The sequence below is a fragment of the Peribacillus sp. Bi134 genome, from assembly GCF_918698065.1.
Taxonomy (GTDB): Bacteria; Bacillota; Bacilli; order Bacillales; family DSM-1321; genus Peribacillus.
The window spans coordinates 12,864-29,521 of record NZ_CAKKLN010000008.1 but is presented as its reverse complement, the minus strand read 5'-3'; the positions used below and the strand labels follow the sequence as shown (position 1 = coordinate 29,521).

Below are 16,658 nucleotides of genomic sequence, written 5' to 3'. Positions count from 1 at the left end.
GGCTTGAATAGATTCGGTGAACCGTATCATAAATAAATGACAAGGCCATTTGGTACCAAGGTTTTATATTCGTTATTCAGTAATCGAGCGCGATTCTTGAATAAGGTTCGCTTTTCTTATAGAACTAACAGGCTGAAGATCGGAGCTGTCTTTAAGGCAGCTTTTTCTTTATGGAACTATTGGGGCAGGTTAGTGAAATAAGATATACTTGTAAAACTTAAGAATTCTTAAGATTTTTGTCGAGTTTTTCTTCAGGTTTGTTTTTTATGATTTGATTATGAATCACAAACCTAGAGGAGTAAGTACATGAAAAATGATTTTTCTTTTATATATCAATATATTGTCAATCCTAAAACTGTCGGAGCAATCCTGCCTAGTTCAAGATACCTTAGCAATAAAATGATAAAAGAAATTAACTTTAAGGATGCAAAATACATTGTGGAATATGGCCCAGGTACTGGAGTGTTTACAGAAAAGATCCTTGCACTAAGAAACCAAAGTACAATTGTTGTTTTAATTGAAAACAATAGGGAATTCTATTATTTACTTAAAAAAAAATTCTGGAATGAAAAGAACTTTATTGTTATACATGGTTCAGCTGAACATGTTCAACACTATTTAAATGAATATAAAATTCCTTATGCAGACTATATTATTTCTGGTTTGCCGTTTGCGAGTTTACCTCAGAATGTATCAAACAAGATATTATCAAGCACTTTGAACGTATTAAAAACAGGTGGGGAGTTTGTAACATTCCAATACACCAAGGTTAAAATACCATTATTGAAAAAGTACTTTTCAAAAATCACTTTAAAAAGAGAATATAGAAATATCCCTCCAGCTTATATTCTTAGGTGTGAACCACGAGAAAAAAACAAGGAGACATTAGATGCAATCTAACATACTTATAATTGATGATGATAAAGAGATAAGGAACCTTATTGGAATTTATTTAGAAAATGAAGGTATGGTAACGGAAAAGTTTGAAGACGCTATTGAAGCCATGAAATTTCTGCAAAAAAATGAAGTCGATTTGATCATTTTAGACATTATGCTGCCTAAAATGGATGGAATACAAGCTTGTATGAAAATTAGAGAAGAAAGAAACATGCCTATTATTATGCTTTCGGCAAAGTCTGAAGATATGGATAAAATACAAGGTCTTATGTCAGGAGCTGATGATTATTTATCAAAACCCTTTAATCCTTTGGAATTAATTGCTAGAGTAAAGTCTCAACTAAGAAGAACGAATAAATATAATACTGATTTAAGCGCTAGTAAAAATGTTATTGAAATAGCAGAACTAAAAATAAATGTGGATACGAGACAAGTTTATGTGCAAAACCAAGAGGTTAGGCTGACTCCTAAGGAATTTGACATTTTAGAGTTGCTTGCACGAAACAAAGGGATTGTACTTAGCGTACAAAAGATATATGAAGTGGTCTGGAAAGAGGAATTTCTAAAATCGGATAATAATGTGATGGTCCATATTACAAAAATAAGGGATAAAATTGAACAGGACCCTAAACGACCCATATATGTCAAAACAGTTTGGGGGGTAGGCTATAAAATATGAAGATTGTTAAGTTTCCAAATAAATTATCCTTTCAATTACTTGGTGCAATTACACTCAGTCTACTTGTATCTATACTCGTTTTAATTCCTGTTGCGCGTTTTATTGGCTACTTTTTGGAAAATAAGGCCCCTAATAATCTTAGTATATCTGTATATTACTCATTAGCCATCTTCATTTTTTTATTTTCAATTTTAACGTTTATAGGAACCTTTATAATTTTAATAAGAAAAAAATTAGGTTATCTTAAATTGATCTCACTAAGTATTCAAAAACTCGCAAATGGAGAAATGGGGCTAATAATTGATTTGAAAGGTAAAAATGAATTGACCCAGCTTGCGGATAACATAAATTACATGTCTAAAGAGTTACATGACAAATTTGAAAAAGAGAGACAATTAGAGCAAGAAAAGAACGAACTCATCACTAATGTATCTCATGATTTACGGACACCATTAACCTCCATTATTGGTTATTTAGATCTGTTAAAAAGGAAACAATACACAAACCAAAAGCAGTTACAGGAATACTTAGAAATAACATACCAAAAATCACATAGACTTAAATTATTAATTGATGAGTTATTTGAATATACTCGACTATCCAATCAGGAATTTAAGTTAAATAAAACCGTTGTGGATATTCGAGATTTAATAGAGCAAGTAATAGGTGAATATATTCCCATTTTAGAGAGAGAACAGTTAAGCATTAATAAATCAATCGAAGATACATATATTCCAGTATTAATGGACGTAGAGAGGTTGGTTCGGGTATTCGACAATCTTATTAGTAACGCCATAAAATATAGTGATAAACCTTCAGTAGTATATATTAGCCTTCACAAGGAAGAAAACTTCGCCTTTTTTGAAATCTTAAATAAAGTGGAAAATCCTCCGAGTCATGACATAAACAAGGTATTTGATCGGTTTTTTATGGGGGATAAAGCGAGAATGGGTAATGATGGTACTGGACTGGGACTTTCCATATCCAAAAGAATCGTTGAATTACACGATGGGATAATATCTGCCGACTACAAAGAAGATCACACGATTGTCTTTAAAGTGGAATTACCTTTATGTTATAACATTACAGTATCATCTTAAGAAATCTTAATATTTTTATGAAGTGTTTCTTTATTATTTTCTCTTACAATTACCCTAGTTAACATTCAGGGGAGTGAGGAAAACTGAAAAAAAATATGCTATTATTGCCATTTGGCTATTATCCTTTTTTGCTTTAGCATACTTTGATTTATTACCAACTGATATAAATACAATTAAACACTTTTTTTCTGAAAATCAAAAATATGCACTGGTTATATTTTTTGGATTTTGGATAATTCGCTTATTATTTCTTATACCTGGGACACCTTTAATGATTCTTGGTGGGGTATACTTTGGTCCAATAGAAGGGGCAATGTTATCTACAATTGGATTAGTAATGAGTGCAACCCTTATATATTTCTTTTCAAGTAAAGTTTCTGAGAAAAAAGTAAAAAACTTCATGGATAATAGGCATAAAGATTTAAGCATTCTTATAAAAACTTATAATTATAAGCTTCTGGGTTTGGGAATGATTTGTCCGATAGTTCCAGCAGACGTGTTATGTTTCTTATCGGTTGCTAATGGAATTAAATATTCTACTTATATTTTAACTATAGTAATTGCAAATGCACCTTTGAGACTTTTATATAGTTATATTGGTGTTAGTTTTACAAAATCTACTGTTGGGTTAATTTTAACTTTTGTATCAATAGCAATGATATTTATTGTATCGATAAAAATGTGGAACACTTTAAAAAAAACAAATACAGGCCTACCACTAAAATAAAAACTAATTTCTAAACAGTTGCTCTATAGGCAGCTGTTTTCTTGTTACTAACGGAGGAGCTTCACTGTAATATTTGAGCAGAAAATCAAGCTTGTGAAGTAACGTACTTAAACTAACGGGTGCGATCGGAGCTGTTTCTAAAGCAGCTTTTTCGTGTTTAATTGTTTTGTGATTTGAGCCATAGTTAATAATTGTTTTTCCAATTTGTAACCCTCCTATCTAGGGAATGGAATATTATATTAACTTCTCCGGCAGTTCTGCAATAACCTACCATCCTTAGGAACGTCTTTATGTACTGTTAATCATTTGGTAACAACTTTTGATTTGGATAGATCATCTTGTTCAATTAACCTGCTTCATCTATAGTAGATGGATATAAAAGGTGTAGAGGTGAAGAGATGGCATTGCGGCTATTACGGTATTTTATTTTTTTCTTGGATTAACTTTCTTTGGATTAGGGAATGCGATTGCGGTGAATGTTCAATCCTTGGGGCTGCATCCTTGGGAGGTTTTAAACGTCGCTCTGTTCGAGTGGTTCGGTTTCACAATTGGGGCGTGGAGTGTCATGTGTGGTTTAGTACTTGTGTTGATCGTCTTTGTCGTGGATAGGAAGTATATTAATATTGGTACGTTTCTAAATGCCTTGTCAATCGGCCCGATCATGGATTTCTTTTTGCATCTCAACATTCTTCCTCATGAAACGGAGCAATGGTGGTTGAATATACTCATATTGTTGACGGGTATCATCATAACCGGAATTGGCGGAGGAATTTATGTGGCTGCGGGAATTGGGGCAGGTCCCAGGGATGGTTTCATGCTTTCCGTTTCGTAAAAAACTGGGTTATCGGTCAGTTGGGCAAGAATCGTTGTCGAGAGCCTCATCTTGATTATCGGGTTCATCCTTGGAGGTCCAGTGTTTATTATGACGTTTGCATATACCTTTATTCAAAGCCCGATCTTTCAGTTTTCCATGAAGCTGATGCGTTCCTTTATCGCTAGTTTGGAGCAGAAGCGAAAGGAACAATTTGAGATTCCGTTATAATTGGAAGGAGGATGTCCTTTATTCACCTCCTTTTCGTGTTCTATTCCACTAATGGGTGCTTTACCTGAAAATCGGAGCTGTCTTTAAGGCAGCTTTTTCTTAATGAACTAACGGGGCAGGGTAGTTGAAGAAGAAACTATTATAATTTGGAGATAGGTAGTGGATGAAAGAATATGCGAGGAAATGGGAAACAATTTAGTGAATAAAAAAATGGGACTATTAGGATTATTGGGGTTATTATTTATGTTCGGTATTTACATTTCACAATGGAATCTTTTTGGCATGGTGATTGGTATTGGTGGAGGTTAAGTTATGGGGTTTAGTTCTTTCAAATTATTTAATTAGTTATTGAACAAACGGGTGCGTTAGCTGAAGATTGGAGTTGTCTTTAAGGCAGCGCTTTTTAAAAATTATATTATGTTTTACTGAGAGATAGAGGGAGGGGGAATTTTCAATGAGTAAAGCAATTATTTTTGATATGGATGGAACCTTATTTCAAACAAATTTAATTTTAGAACCTGCCCTAGAAGAAACATTTGATGTACTACGAAAAGAAAGTTTATGGGATACAATAACACCGATTGAGCAATATAGGGGAATTATGGGTGTCCCTCTACCAGTTGTATGGGAAACACTTTGCCCAAACCACTCACTAGAAATACGAGTAAAGAGCAATGAGATTTTTCATAAAAAGCTTATTGAACTAATCCAAGCACAAAAAGGTGCATTATATGCTGATGTGGAGAGAACATTAAATGAGTTATGTAAAAAGTATCCCTTATTTATTGCCAGCAATGGACAGATAGAATATTTACAAGCAATTGTAGAAACCTATAATTTGGATAGATTTATTCAAAATACATATAGTATCCAACTGATTAAATCTGGGCATAAGTCTGATTTAGTGCAAATGGTGAAAAGTAAAAATCAAATTGGAAAAGGTTACGTTGTCGGAGATCGTTCTTCAGATATAACTGCTGCTAAGGATAATGAACTTATTGCCGTTGGTGTGAACTTTGACTTTGCTCAAGAAGATGAATTAAAACAAGCTGATTTTGTAGTGAATAATTTCAAAGAAATCTTAGAGTTAGTTTAAACTTCAAAAGGCTGCCAATTGGCGGCCTTTTGAAAATACGATTCTTAGCATTATCATACATTCGCATTAAAGTGAAAAACTACCCTTAATGAACTATCGGGGCAGGTTAGTTGAAGAAGGAACTATTTTGAACTATCTAGAAGTAAAGACTATAAAGAAAAAGGATAATGAGGTGTTTGTATAGAAAAGGTACCTGTTAAAACGATTAAGAAGATAGAAGAGGACATTGAAAAAAATGATTTAGGGAAAGCAAGGGATAGACTACACGGGTTAATTTCAACCTATCCTAATGAGTTAGAACTTCGCAGAAAGTTGGGGGACATTTATTTTGGATTAAAATACCCTTCGATGGCCGGTCGATATTGGTATCTAGAAAAGAATAAGACACCTGAAATGGTAGATGCGTGTATTCAGTTTGAAAATTCTATGGGTAACGATCCTATTAGAATAGCAAGAGTTCTAAAATTTAAAGGAGATAGTGAAATTATAAAAAGACTGCAAGATCAAGCAATTTCTCCTATACAAAATAAAGTTAAAGAAAAATTAACGGAAGAACCTGATGAGACATTGGAGGATAAGTTATTTACTATTGGGTGTATCACGATATTAATATTAATCATTTTCTTTACATTAATCGGAATTTACACTCTCTTTAGCTGGTTTTTTTGATCCCTAGAATCTGCGAGGTATTTATAGTTGTTGTTCTCCCTAACGCGTGCGTTGGCAGGAAATCGGAGCTGTCTTTAAGGCAGCTTTTTCTTTATGCAACTATAGGGGCAGGTTGGGGAGAAGGAAATTTCGGTAAGATAGCGAATTATGCAATAAAATGAAGCTAAAGGTGATTAGCTATGACCACAAATGATGTGCAATATCTACGCTCAGGATTAAGAGTCAGGTGTGAGAAGGATGTAAATCAATCAGTAAGACGAACTTTGTTTAAGCTTTGCGGTTTGGTTACGTACATATATGGAATTTCCTATAAGGGTTGTTGTAACGGATTCTCAACTTAAAACCAGAGATACAAGAGAACTGGCAAGTGCTACTTTTTTTGCACCTTATGATAAAACTGTTGAACCTTACATAAGAATTGCAACAGGAGATTATGAAGAATTAGTTTCAGAAAGGAAAAAATGATGCTTTATGGGCAATTTTACGCAGCACGGCTCATGAAATAATCCATTATCAACAATGGCTAGAAAATAAGGAAATGGATGAGAAAGAAGCAGAAAACAGAAGCGAAGAATTATTAGATAGTTACTATGAATTTTTGTGATTTGATATTATTTTTTGAATAAACAGGTCCATTAGTTGAGATATAGAGTTGCCATGTGGTGGCTTTTTTCTTTATGCAACTAACGGGGCATGATAGTTGCACGAGGATTAATTATTTTCGTTGCAGAATATATGCTCATAAATAGTTCAGGTTGAGGAGATTAGAACTATAAAAGTTGTGAGTTGAGTTTAGCTGTAATTGCAATTAGTTCAGTAGTAATAGCTTTGAGATTGGGCAATGTAGCTAATTACTTGTATGACTTAGTTATCAGGAAATCGCTAATCTTTTCTCATCCTGCTAGGCCATTTTCTTTTTAACTAACAGGTGCTTTAGTTCGTAAAAAGATAAAAGGAGAGTACATATTATTCATGGTTAATATGTGCTCTCCTTTAATATTAAGGCTTTTATAATTTTGGTCTTGATAATTGAAGTTCAGTTATAAAATCTCCATCTTCGAAGGGTTGCTCTGTTTTGTGTAATAGCGTTGGGAAGATAAACAAAGTTACCATCATAAAAAATTGTCGCACTAAAAATCAATATTCTCTTAGGTAGATAATGTAAAATCAAAGGGAAGGTGTTATTGATTCGAAGCACAAAGGAACAGGTACCAATGGTGGTACCCTAGTGATATAGCTTATTTCATTTAACTTCTTACAATTGTATTTTCTTCTTTGCATGCTTTAATGACTTCTAACCAATGATTCGGCTTTTGTCCTTTAAACTTCTCTTTCAAATTGAATGTAGCTAATCTTTCTAATTTGTTTTTTGCTGCCTTAGACATGACTGAATTAAGATTAGAAGCTTCTAACATTTGGATAGAACCATCTAGTTCAATTGATCTTCTTAATGCATGAATAGACGTTCCCGTTACTAATCGATTCATGGTTTCTTTAAAGCTCTTGCTATCCATAGTTTCACTTATCGAATCTAAAACCAATTCTTCTATATTAAATTCATGGGCGGCCTCTAACAACTCTAAATAAAGCGCGGCTACTCCCTTCATATAAATACTACGGACTAGTTTTATAGCAGAAGCGTCGCCAGGATTCTCACTCACCTTAGTTATATCCATGCCGTATGGAGTCATTAAGGCGATAAGCCGATCTACTCCGTTACCACTTGCTGAAATAGGAACTTTATGTTTATAAACTGGTAAGGGTCCTAACATTGCTGCGTCGACAAAAAATGCTTTTTTTTCTTGTATGTTTTTGTTAATATTTTGTTTTACTACAGGAGTCGAAGCCGATACATCAACGTAAATACAATCTTTCTTCAGATGAAGTTTTAACACTTCGCTAACCTCGTAAGCTTTATCAGCTGGTACTGCTACCATGACTACATCAACTTCATTTAATACGCCCTCGGGATCGGAACGAAGCTCCACTTGCGCTTGTATAGCCCGTTCTTTTATTTGCGGACCGAAAGTAGGATGGTCTAACATGACATCATGAGCGAGGATCTTTTCTAAACCTTCTTGTTTTAATCCAACGGATAATTCAAAGGCTGCTTCTCCAAATCCAATAAAACCTAATTTCATTCTAAAGTTCTCCCTTCTTTTTATAGTCCATACGCTTTTATTTGTTCTCTCAACCAAGGAGGTTCAATGCTTCCTTCTGGTTTACCTTGCTTGCGGGTTGTTTCATAAGCTGTAATGGTTTCTATGCGCGTTTTCTCATAATCTAGTTTTTTCTCTGCCTTAGAAAGAGCCACTTCAATCTTGTCTCTTGGAACCACAATAACACCATCATCATCACCAATGATCAAATCTCCTGGAATTACAGATACCCCTCCACAAGAAATAGGTTTATGAAGCTCACCAGGACCATCTTTAAGAGGACCGTTTGGAATAAATCCTTTTGCAAAAATAGGGAATTTTAATTGGCTAAGTGTTTCTTTATCACGAACTAATCCATCAATGATGACTCCTTCAAGTCCAATGGCTTTCGCAGCTCCTGCCATCAATTCTCCAAGGTAGGCGTTTGAAGTATGTCCTTTTCCATCCGCAACTAATACATAACCTTCTTTCCCATCATAGATAGCTTGATGAAGGAACAAATTATCTCCAGGTCTTAAGCTTACTGTTAGAGCAGTACCAACTACTTTCATACCTGGTGCTACAGGCTTTATTTTATAATCCATAGAACCTGTACATCCCATCGCATCTGATATAAGTGTAGTGTTAAGACGTTTTGCTCTTTCGATAATTTCTTCCGACAATAACGGTGCTAAGTTACTCAATGACATGCACTCCTTTTACTTTTTTATGTTTCCAATAACTAAACAATTAGCTACTAAATGTAACTTGTTATCTTTGATGTACTATCAACTAAGATAACGCTTTCAAAAATTACATAATTTTTAGTGTATTTCCTGTCTCTTCAACACTTTGTCACGTTATTTTACTAAGTTTATTGACAAAAAAAGAGTTGTAGGTCATTGGAAAATCCACTATTTTTGTTAACTTCAGTTTCAAAGTAATAAATATTACTAAAACTTGTTTGGGGGTAATATTTATTACTAATAACTTAAATGTATACTAACAGCGTTATTTATTAAAGTAAACCCTTTTTTTTAATGACATTGAAAAGAAACTGAATTTTAAGAAGAAAAAGGGCTTAAGAACAAAGAAAGCGAATTAGATTGTTAACTTGAAAGGTTCAATCACCTTTATTAGCTCATTTATTCCGAAGCTCTAATAGAAATTAATTTTATTTACTACTTATGAAGTAATCATGCATAACGTTTATGGATACGTTCTAGAAGTTTCAGGTAAGGAAATTATTAATACTCTTATTTAAGGGACTCCTTTTTACATTAATAAATAAAAATGCTAAAATTCAATTAAATATCGTAATAAATACTTTATTGAAATAAAAAAATATAAAATTTACACTATAATATGTTCAATTGGAGCGAATCTTATGGAAAACCCAATAATAAAATTAAAAAACAAGATATCAGAATTAACAGAAACACAACAAAGAGTTGCGGACTATATTATTAAAAATCCTGTGGATGTCGCTTTTTTAACCGTTGATCAGTTGGCTGGAATTGTAGGAACTAGTACTACCACCATTATGAGATTGACTTTTAGTCTGAATTATTCGGGATATACTGAATTTCAAAAAGGACTTCAGGAACTTTTACGTAATAGAGCAGCTCCTCAAATTAGATTAGAGGCAAATTTGAAAGATTTAAATGAAAGTGATTTGTGGATTCGCTCTGCAGAAAGTCAACTCGATAATATTCAATCTACAGTAGAGATGATTTCCACGGAGAGTTTAAATAAAACGATGGAAATGATTGTGTCTGCAGATCGAATATTTTGTACCAGTGTGAGAAGTGGATTACCAGTGGCACAACATTTAACTTTTGGACTTAATCGTCTACTTGGAAACTGTGAATTGATTGTTGCTGATTTAAGCGATTGGGTTGACAAAGGAATTAATTTTACTTCGAAGGATTTAGTCATCGCAACCTCTTTTCCAAGATACGCTAGAAGAATTGTTGAATTCGCGATGGTAGCTAAAGACAATAAGGCACAAATTATTTCTATTACTGATAGTTATTCTTCTCCTCTAGTTAAGTATTCGGATTTAGTATTGCCATGTAATTCTAGTAGTATCGCTTTTCATAATTCACCAATAGCATCTATGCTTGTAGCAGATTATCTTGTAAGCGCCATAGCCATTAATTATCCTGAAAAAACAAAAAATCGTCTTGATGAAATTAATTCAATTCTTACCAAAATGAATTATCACTATAGTGATTAAATTTAAAAGATGACAGGAGCAAGGATTCAATTGAACCCTTGCTCCTATCATCTTTTTATTTCTTCTTAACCAGATATCCTACTCACCATCATCTACTCTCTGCTTGATAAAAAAAGGTTTACTTTCAATAAGCATCCATGATAGTATGCTTTTAATAGTTAAAAATATTACAACATAAACTATAAAGGTAAAAAATATTACTACGAAAAAGGACGTTAATTCTTAGAGATATAGTTAGTTTTCTCCAATTTATGGTTTTGTTAAAAATATCACCAGTATATGCCTGAATTTTTTTACAAAAGAAATTATTATAATATGCTGAATGACTATTGGAATCTAAGAATCATCGAATATTGCTTTAAATTAAAGGTTTTTGAAAACGTTATCTTTTTGAGTTTTTTGTTTACAGATAATAAATGATCTTTATGTTACTTTAACTATTAGAAAAATTTCTTACATGTAATGAGCACTCTTTAATTAAAGTGGTGATTCATAAAAAAATTTTAAATGAAAAAGAGGTGTAATTAAGTGAATAATTTAAAACTGTAAAAATCAGATCAGACTATTAAAAGAGCAAGATACCAGCGTATTGGTAATATTATCTTAACGGATCTAATGATCAATTGGATGTATAATTACTAGTACTTCAAGATATGGTTCATAGCAACAATTACAGGGGAATTCAATAATGTCAGTTTTGTAAACCCTTACAATGATGTGGTGTTAAGAGTCCATTAAGCAGTGCTAACTTATATTATAGAAAATTTTCATATATGATTCGAAATAACGTATTCAACATGTATTCTAAAAAGTCAGGGAAGATAAAGAGGGGGCATACTATGTTAACATTTCTTGGATTTGCCATGATTGTGGTCTTTATGTATTTAATCATGAGTAAGCGCTTATCAGCATTCAGTGCACTTACGGTTGTTCCAATAATTTTTGCGCTAATTGCAGGATTTACGGATTTAGGACCGATGATGTTAAAAGGTCTAGAGACTATAGCTCCTACTGCTATTATGATTATTTTTGCCATTCTTTATTTTGGTGTATTAATTGATACAGGATTATTTGATCCACTAGTATCAAAAATTTTAAAAATGGTAGGCGGTGACCCATTAAAAATTGTGCTGGGCACTGCGATTTTATCATTGGTAGTTGCTTTAGATGGTGATGGTACTATTACCTACCTTATTGTAGTAACAGCTTTTCTTCCTTTATATAATAAACTGGGTATGAATAAACTCATTTTGGCCTGCATTCCTGCGTTAGCGATGGGGGTTATGAACTTGTTACCGTGGGGTGGACCAGCTGCCCAAGCTACGGCGGCGGTAAAAGTGGATATAATAGACTTGCTTTTGCCAATCATTCCTTCTATGATTGCGGGTGTGTTATGGATTTTAGGAGTGGCATACTTCTTGGGTCGACGTGAGCGTAAGAGATTAGGAGTTATCAATATTGAAGCTAGCTTTAATGAAGAAGAACTTGCTGCTGCACTTGAGGTAGGAATGGACTCATCAATAAAACGACCTAAATTATTTTGGTTTAACCTAGGCCTTACGATTTTAGTATTGGCAGCTTTACTTACGGGCTTCCTACCGTTGCCTGCGTTATTCATGCTCGGCTTTGCCATCGTTATGATTGTAAATTATCCAAACTTGCAGGACCAGAAGGATCGCTTACACGCACATGCAGGTAATATATTAACTGTTGTCTCCATGATATTTGCAGCAGGTGTATTTACTGGGATTATAGATGGTACTGGCATGGTTAGCGCGATGGCAGATACCCTAATAGCAGTTATTCCAGACTCTCTCGGACCAAAATTAACAGTCATTGTTGCACTTATAAGCATGCCATTTACATTTTTCATGGCGAATGCTCCCTTTTATTTCGGGATTATTCCGATTATGGCAGAAACAGCTGCCAACTTCGGTATCCATCCGATGGAAGTTGGACAAGCTTCTTTATTAGGACAACCCTTGCACTTGTTAAGTCCACTCCAAGGTTCTATCTATATATTAATGGGGCTTCTTGGTATAGAAATAGGTGATCATATTCGCTTTACAGCCAAGTATGCGGTAGGTACAGCATTAGTTATGATAATTGTTGGTGTTTTATTCGGAGTACTATCCATTTAATCATATAAACATAATAAATTGCAGAGAGCTAGTAATTCAGAATAGCTCTCTCTTTTATTGGTCTAGAATTACTTATTATTGTAACTATTTTATTTCACTCTTATTTATAAAGTACTAAAGTTGATTTTACTTTTTAATTAACTTCTAATGCACCAGGATTAAGCAGCGTACAAAAGCTTTAAAAGAAGTCCAGGATGCTTAGTAGGCCTTGGTATAGCATTGGGTAATGCAGATGAATAATTAATTTTTTTTGCTGATCTTTACAAAAAAAACAGTGAATACGGTATAGCTTTTATATAGAAAAAGTAATTGAAATTTTGTACTTAAATTAACGGGTGCCTAAGTTCATTAACAGGGGTTGTTTCGGCAGCCTTTTTCTTATGGAACTAACGGGGCAGGTTAGTTGAATTAAAGGGGAAAAAAGAATGCAATAGTTTTCATTTTACTTAAAAGCTGTAAGTTATTATAACTAAGCATTTATATTACATAAATAATGACATGACTGTAGGCTATTTTTCATACAATATTTTTGGGGTGAAAAAATGACAAGAGCAAAATACACAAGTTCAGACGTTGACTTAATGGCAAGGATGATGAGAGCAGAAGCCGAAGGTGAAGGAAAACAAGGAATGTTGTATGTTGGAAATGTAATTGTGAATCGTCTTGTAGCTAATTGTTTAGACTTTAAAGGTTTAAGAACAATTCCACAAGTCATTTATCAAGTACAAGGAGGAAATTATTCTTTTGAAGCTGTTCAAAAAGGGAATGTATTTTATCAAAGAGCGAGAGGTATTGAAAGAAGATTAGCAGAACAGAATTTGAAGCACTGGAGACAGCATCCGGCTAGATATGCACTTTGGTATTTTAATCCATATGCTCCATGCCCTCCAACATGGTATGATCAGCCACATACTGGTCAATTTAAAGACCATTGTTTTTATGAACCAAAACCTGGAACATGTGATAGTGTTTATAGAGGTTAAGCTTACTCTTTGAGTAAGCTTTTTTACATATTTAAAATATTTATACAATATAAAACTTTTAGTAATAGTTTTTATCTAAAAAAGTAAGATTGTGAATTATTGTACTTCAGCTAACGGGTGCGTTAGCTGAAGATCGGAGTTTTCTTAAGGCAGTTCCTTTTCTATGCAACAAACGGGGCAGGTTAGTTCCATAAGCGTTGTGTACTCGAAATACGAAGGCTTAGTTTATTTATTTTTACCCAACTTCTCGTTACCCGTTTAAAGTTACCCGTAATTTTAGCTAACAATAACTGTAGTTCTGTTATATTATTTTCAACTTCATTGATTCTTTCTATTAGACGAAGAGCCTCCCTATCCTTTAAAAATTTAATTTGTTTACCTTTGTAATAGATTACTACTGTTCTTTTTTTCGTTATTCGATAAGTAAATGGTTCTTCACTTAATCTGTTTCGTTTGTCTATATCGCTCACTACACCGTCTCCCTACTTATTATAGTTCAAAGATTATATTCAAAAAAGGCAGTTAATTCTCCTGTTTTCTTTAAATATTTTTATTCACAGTCTGTGTCAAATCTGTGATAAGTCTTATAGAACTAACGGGTGTGTTCGTTAATTAGTGAGCTGTGGAGATTGGCCTTTTTCTTATGGAGCTAATGTAAGCAGGGTAGTTTTAATTAGCTATAAAAAATGTCATTAATATTTCAAAATAGATGCATATCCGTTTCGGATCTATTCATTAGTTCATATCCTATTAATACTAGGGAGGAGATGAATAGATTGGCATCTAATGATGAATTGATTTGTCAAAAGTTTGCTAGGATTATCGGCGGCCAAGAAGGATTTGCGGGTGGCAAATGTGTGGCAACCATAAATCGAAATGAAATAAAAGTAAAAATTTTAGGGGAACGTTTTAGTGTAACCTCTTCTTTCTCATATGAATCCAGAGATAATCAGACCGGACGAGCATTGTGCCTAGGCAGGGTAGCACTCTTGCAAAAAGAAGTCGGGAATTTTGTTGCTTCCATTCTTAAACAAGGAATAATAGTTTCATCCGTACACAATGAGTGGCTATTCGATAATCCGAATTTGGTTTACGTTAATATCGAAGCTGTTGATGATCCATTAGTTTTTGCAAGGAAAGTCAGAAAAGCATTAAGGAACTAAAGGATTTCCCACTAATGGTAAAACGGAGCTGTCATAAAAGCAGCTATAAACTGATCACGGTAAAAACCGAGTTTTGTTGAACTAAAGGTGCGTTAACTGAAGATCGGAGCTGTCTTTAAGGCAGCTTTTTCTTATGCAACCATCGGGCAGATTAGTGGAAGAAGGTATTTATTGTTCAGCTAAAGAATAGTATTCGGTAAAGGTTGATTTTAAGGAATAAACTAACTTAATACAGGAGGGAAAAATGGTTGATAATAGTTATGAGAAACAACATCTCAAAAAACTTAGGACTTTTACTTATATCACGATAGCATTAATATTTTCAATGATATTTCTATTTATTAGCATTTTTCTTTTGTATTTTCCTATGATAGGCATTTTAGACCTTGTGTACTTTACACCAAAAATAGCAATTTTCGCATTCTTGATTTCTTGTGTATTTTCTGTTTTAGCTATAAAAAATCTCTTTGGTAAGATATTGTTAGTATTAAACATATTTCTAATGCTATTTATGATTTTTTATGGACCATAACTAGATACAATTAAATGAGGACTACACATTTTAGATATCTAATATGTGTAGTCCTTTTCCTATCAATTGTGGAAAATGTTTGTTTTTTGAAGGTGATTCTCTTATTTTGTTGTATTTTTATTAATTGATGGATTAATAAAAATACAACAAACGGAGGGAAATCACATGTTTAACAATTGGAAAAAAACACTGATGGCTGGAGTGATCAGCTTATCCTTGCTAGGTACTGGGTACGCCAGTCACGACCTGATCTCCTCGCAAAACGTCTCGGCTGAACCGGCAGCTAAAAATGCACCAGGGCATTTGAAAAAAGTGGAGTCTTCCCAGCTTGATGAAATTATCAAACGTGGATACATCAGGGTAGGAATGACCGGGGACTACAAACCCTTTACCTATTTGAACCCGGAAACAAATGAGTATGAAGGCTTTGACGTGGACACTGCCAAAGAGCTTGGCAAAGACCTTGGTGTGGAGGTGAAATTTGTCGCTACCACATGGCCTGCGATGATGAAAGACTTGCAAGCGGACAAATTTGATATTGCTGTGGGCGGTGTGACTCGCAACACAGCCAGACAAAAAAGCGCTTATGTATCCCAAGGTTACCTTTCATTCGGTAAGGTGCCTTTGGTTCGCAAGGAAGATAAAGACAAGTATCTTACCATTGAAGATATTAACAAGCCTTCTGTACGCATTGGCGTAAATCCAGGCGGAACAAACGAAGAATTTGTCCGTCAGTATCTAAGCAATGCTAACGTAACGGTTGTAGAAAACAATCTTGATATCCCACATCTTGTTGCAGAAGGTACGTATGATGTTATGATCACAGACACAGTAGAAGCAATGCTGTATGCAAAAGATGATCCAAGATTGTATGCGGCTCAAACTGACAAGCCTTTCACAAACAGTGAAAAAGGTTATATGATCCCAAGAAGCGATTTCATTTATGCAAGCTACTTGGAAATGTGGATGGATGAAATGAAGCTCCAAGGGAAATTTGATGCTCTCTACAAAAAGTGGATGGAATAGAATCTGCCCTTAAAACTGCCGTGTAGGGAAGCATTTTTTCGCTAACAGGTGTGCTATAGTTTGGTTAGAAGTGAATTAGAAGTTTTTTACGGTTTATAAAACTATAAGCTTGTCTCAGTATTACTCTGTGGACATTACGCCCGGTCACCCCAATTTCCATAGCACATTAGAAATAATGTCACAAAAGTCTTAAATAGGTTAACATTCTTTAATTCCCACCGGTGTT

16 protein-coding genes and 1 pseudogene are annotated in these 16,658 nt (G+C 34.0%); 14 read left to right on the top strand and 3 right to left on the bottom strand.

All coding sequences use genetic code 11. From position 1 onward, the window contains the following. Positions 1–306 precede the first annotated feature (306 nt). The 9 genes and pseudogenes from LQ188_RS18535 to LQ188_RS18495 all read left to right on the top strand — a co-directional run bounded on the left by LQ188_RS18535 (position 307) and on the right by LQ188_RS18495 (position 6,675). The gene (locus LQ188_RS18535) at positions 307–900 is read left to right on the top strand and encodes an rRNA adenine N-6-methyltransferase family protein (RefSeq protein WP_230177734.1); all 594 of its coding nucleotides are present in this window, start codon (positions 307–309) and stop codon (positions 898–900) included. Next, positions 890–1,576: a response regulator transcription factor gene (locus LQ188_RS18530; protein ID WP_230177733.1), complete on the top strand. Its 687-nt coding sequence runs from the start codon at positions 890–892 to the stop codon at positions 1,574–1,576. Before LQ188_RS18535 ends, LQ188_RS18530 begins: the two co-directional genes overlap by 11 nt. Beyond that, positions 1,573–2,676 (top strand): HAMP domain-containing sensor histidine kinase, encoded by a 1,104-nt coding sequence (locus LQ188_RS18525; RefSeq protein WP_230177731.1) that lies wholly within the window; start codon positions 1,573–1,575, stop codon positions 2,674–2,676. The genes LQ188_RS18530 and LQ188_RS18525 overlap by 4 nt, the downstream gene beginning before the upstream one ends. 73 nt (positions 2,677–2,749) lie before the next feature. Continuing rightward, a complete protein-coding gene (locus LQ188_RS18520; protein WP_230177729.1) occupies positions 2,750–3,403 on the top strand; it encodes a VTT domain-containing protein in 654 nt (217 codons plus the stop codon). A gap of 403 nt (positions 3,404–3,806) precedes the next feature. Then, positions 3,807–4,445, top strand: a pseudogene (locus LQ188_RS18515) (hypothetical protein). Between the two features lie 159 nt (positions 4,446–4,604). Continuing rightward, on the top strand, positions 4,605–4,754 hold the full coding sequence (locus LQ188_RS18510) for a hypothetical protein (RefSeq protein ID WP_157831117.1): 150 nt from the start codon (positions 4,605–4,607) through the stop codon (positions 4,752–4,754). A 145-nt stretch (positions 4,755–4,899) separates the two neighbouring features. Then, positions 4,900–5,541, top strand: a complete 642-nt coding sequence (locus tag LQ188_RS18505) for an HAD hydrolase-like protein (RefSeq protein WP_230177728.1) — start codon at positions 4,900–4,902, stop codon at positions 5,539–5,541. A gap of 180 nt (positions 5,542–5,721) precedes the next feature. After that, positions 5,722–6,210, top strand: coding sequence for a DUF6584 family protein (locus LQ188_RS18500; RefSeq protein WP_101224750.1), 489 nt, complete (start codon positions 5,722–5,724; stop codon positions 6,208–6,210). Between the two features lie 297 nt (positions 6,211–6,507). Continuing rightward, positions 6,508–6,675 (top strand): hypothetical protein, encoded by a 168-nt coding sequence (locus tag LQ188_RS18495; protein ID WP_157831116.1) that lies wholly within the window; start codon positions 6,508–6,510, stop codon positions 6,673–6,675. Positions 6,676–7,457: 782 nt separating this feature from the next. On the opposite strand, the gene LQ188_RS18490 is transcribed toward LQ188_RS18495, so the two are convergent. Next, positions 7,458–8,351 carry a prephenate dehydrogenase/arogenate dehydrogenase family protein gene (locus LQ188_RS18490; RefSeq protein ID WP_101224749.1) on the bottom strand — a complete coding sequence of 298 codons (894 nt, stop codon included), beginning with the start codon at positions 8,349–8,351 and terminating at the stop codon, positions 7,458–7,460. Between the two features lie 20 nt (positions 8,352–8,371). Beyond that, positions 8,372–9,052 carry an S-adenosylmethionine--2-demethylmenaquinone methyltransferase gene (locus LQ188_RS18485; RefSeq protein WP_101224748.1) on the bottom strand — a complete coding sequence of 227 codons (681 nt, stop codon included), beginning with the start codon at positions 9,050–9,052 and terminating at the stop codon, positions 8,372–8,374. 683 nt (positions 9,053–9,735) lie between these two features. On the opposite strand from LQ188_RS18485, the gene LQ188_RS18480 reads away from it, so the two are divergent. The 3 genes from LQ188_RS18480 (at position 9,736) to LQ188_RS18470 (ending at position 13,711) form a co-directional block, all read left to right on the top strand. After that, positions 9,736–10,587, top strand: coding sequence for a MurR/RpiR family transcriptional regulator (locus LQ188_RS18480; RefSeq protein ID WP_101225846.1), 852 nt, complete (start codon positions 9,736–9,738; stop codon positions 10,585–10,587). Positions 10,588–11,426: 839 nt separating this feature from the next. Beyond that, positions 11,427–12,728: a citrate:proton symporter gene (locus LQ188_RS18475; protein ID WP_101225785.1), complete on the top strand. Its 1,302-nt coding sequence runs from the start codon at positions 11,427–11,429 to the stop codon at positions 12,726–12,728. Positions 12,729–13,270: 542 nt separating this feature from the next. Then, a complete protein-coding gene (locus LQ188_RS18470) occupies positions 13,271–13,711 on the top strand; it encodes a cell wall hydrolase (RefSeq protein WP_034310898.1) in 441 nt (146 codons plus the stop codon). A gap of 182 nt (positions 13,712–13,893) precedes the next feature. On the opposite strand, the gene LQ188_RS18465 is transcribed toward LQ188_RS18470, so the two are convergent. Continuing rightward, positions 13,894–14,181, bottom strand: coding sequence for a hypothetical protein (locus LQ188_RS18465; RefSeq protein ID WP_230177724.1), 288 nt, complete (start codon positions 14,179–14,181; stop codon positions 13,894–13,896). Between the two features lie 306 nt (positions 14,182–14,487). Here LQ188_RS18465 and LQ188_RS18460 point away from each other — a divergent pair, with 306 nt between their 5' ends. Next, positions 14,488–14,874, top strand: coding sequence for a DUF1259 domain-containing protein (locus tag LQ188_RS18460; protein ID WP_101225786.1), 387 nt, complete (start codon positions 14,488–14,490; stop codon positions 14,872–14,874). 697 nt (positions 14,875–15,571) lie between these two features. Further along, positions 15,572–16,432: a transporter substrate-binding domain-containing protein gene (locus LQ188_RS18455; protein WP_101225788.1), complete on the top strand. Its 861-nt coding sequence runs from the start codon at positions 15,572–15,574 to the stop codon at positions 16,430–16,432. Positions 16,433–16,658: the final 226 nt, after the last annotated feature.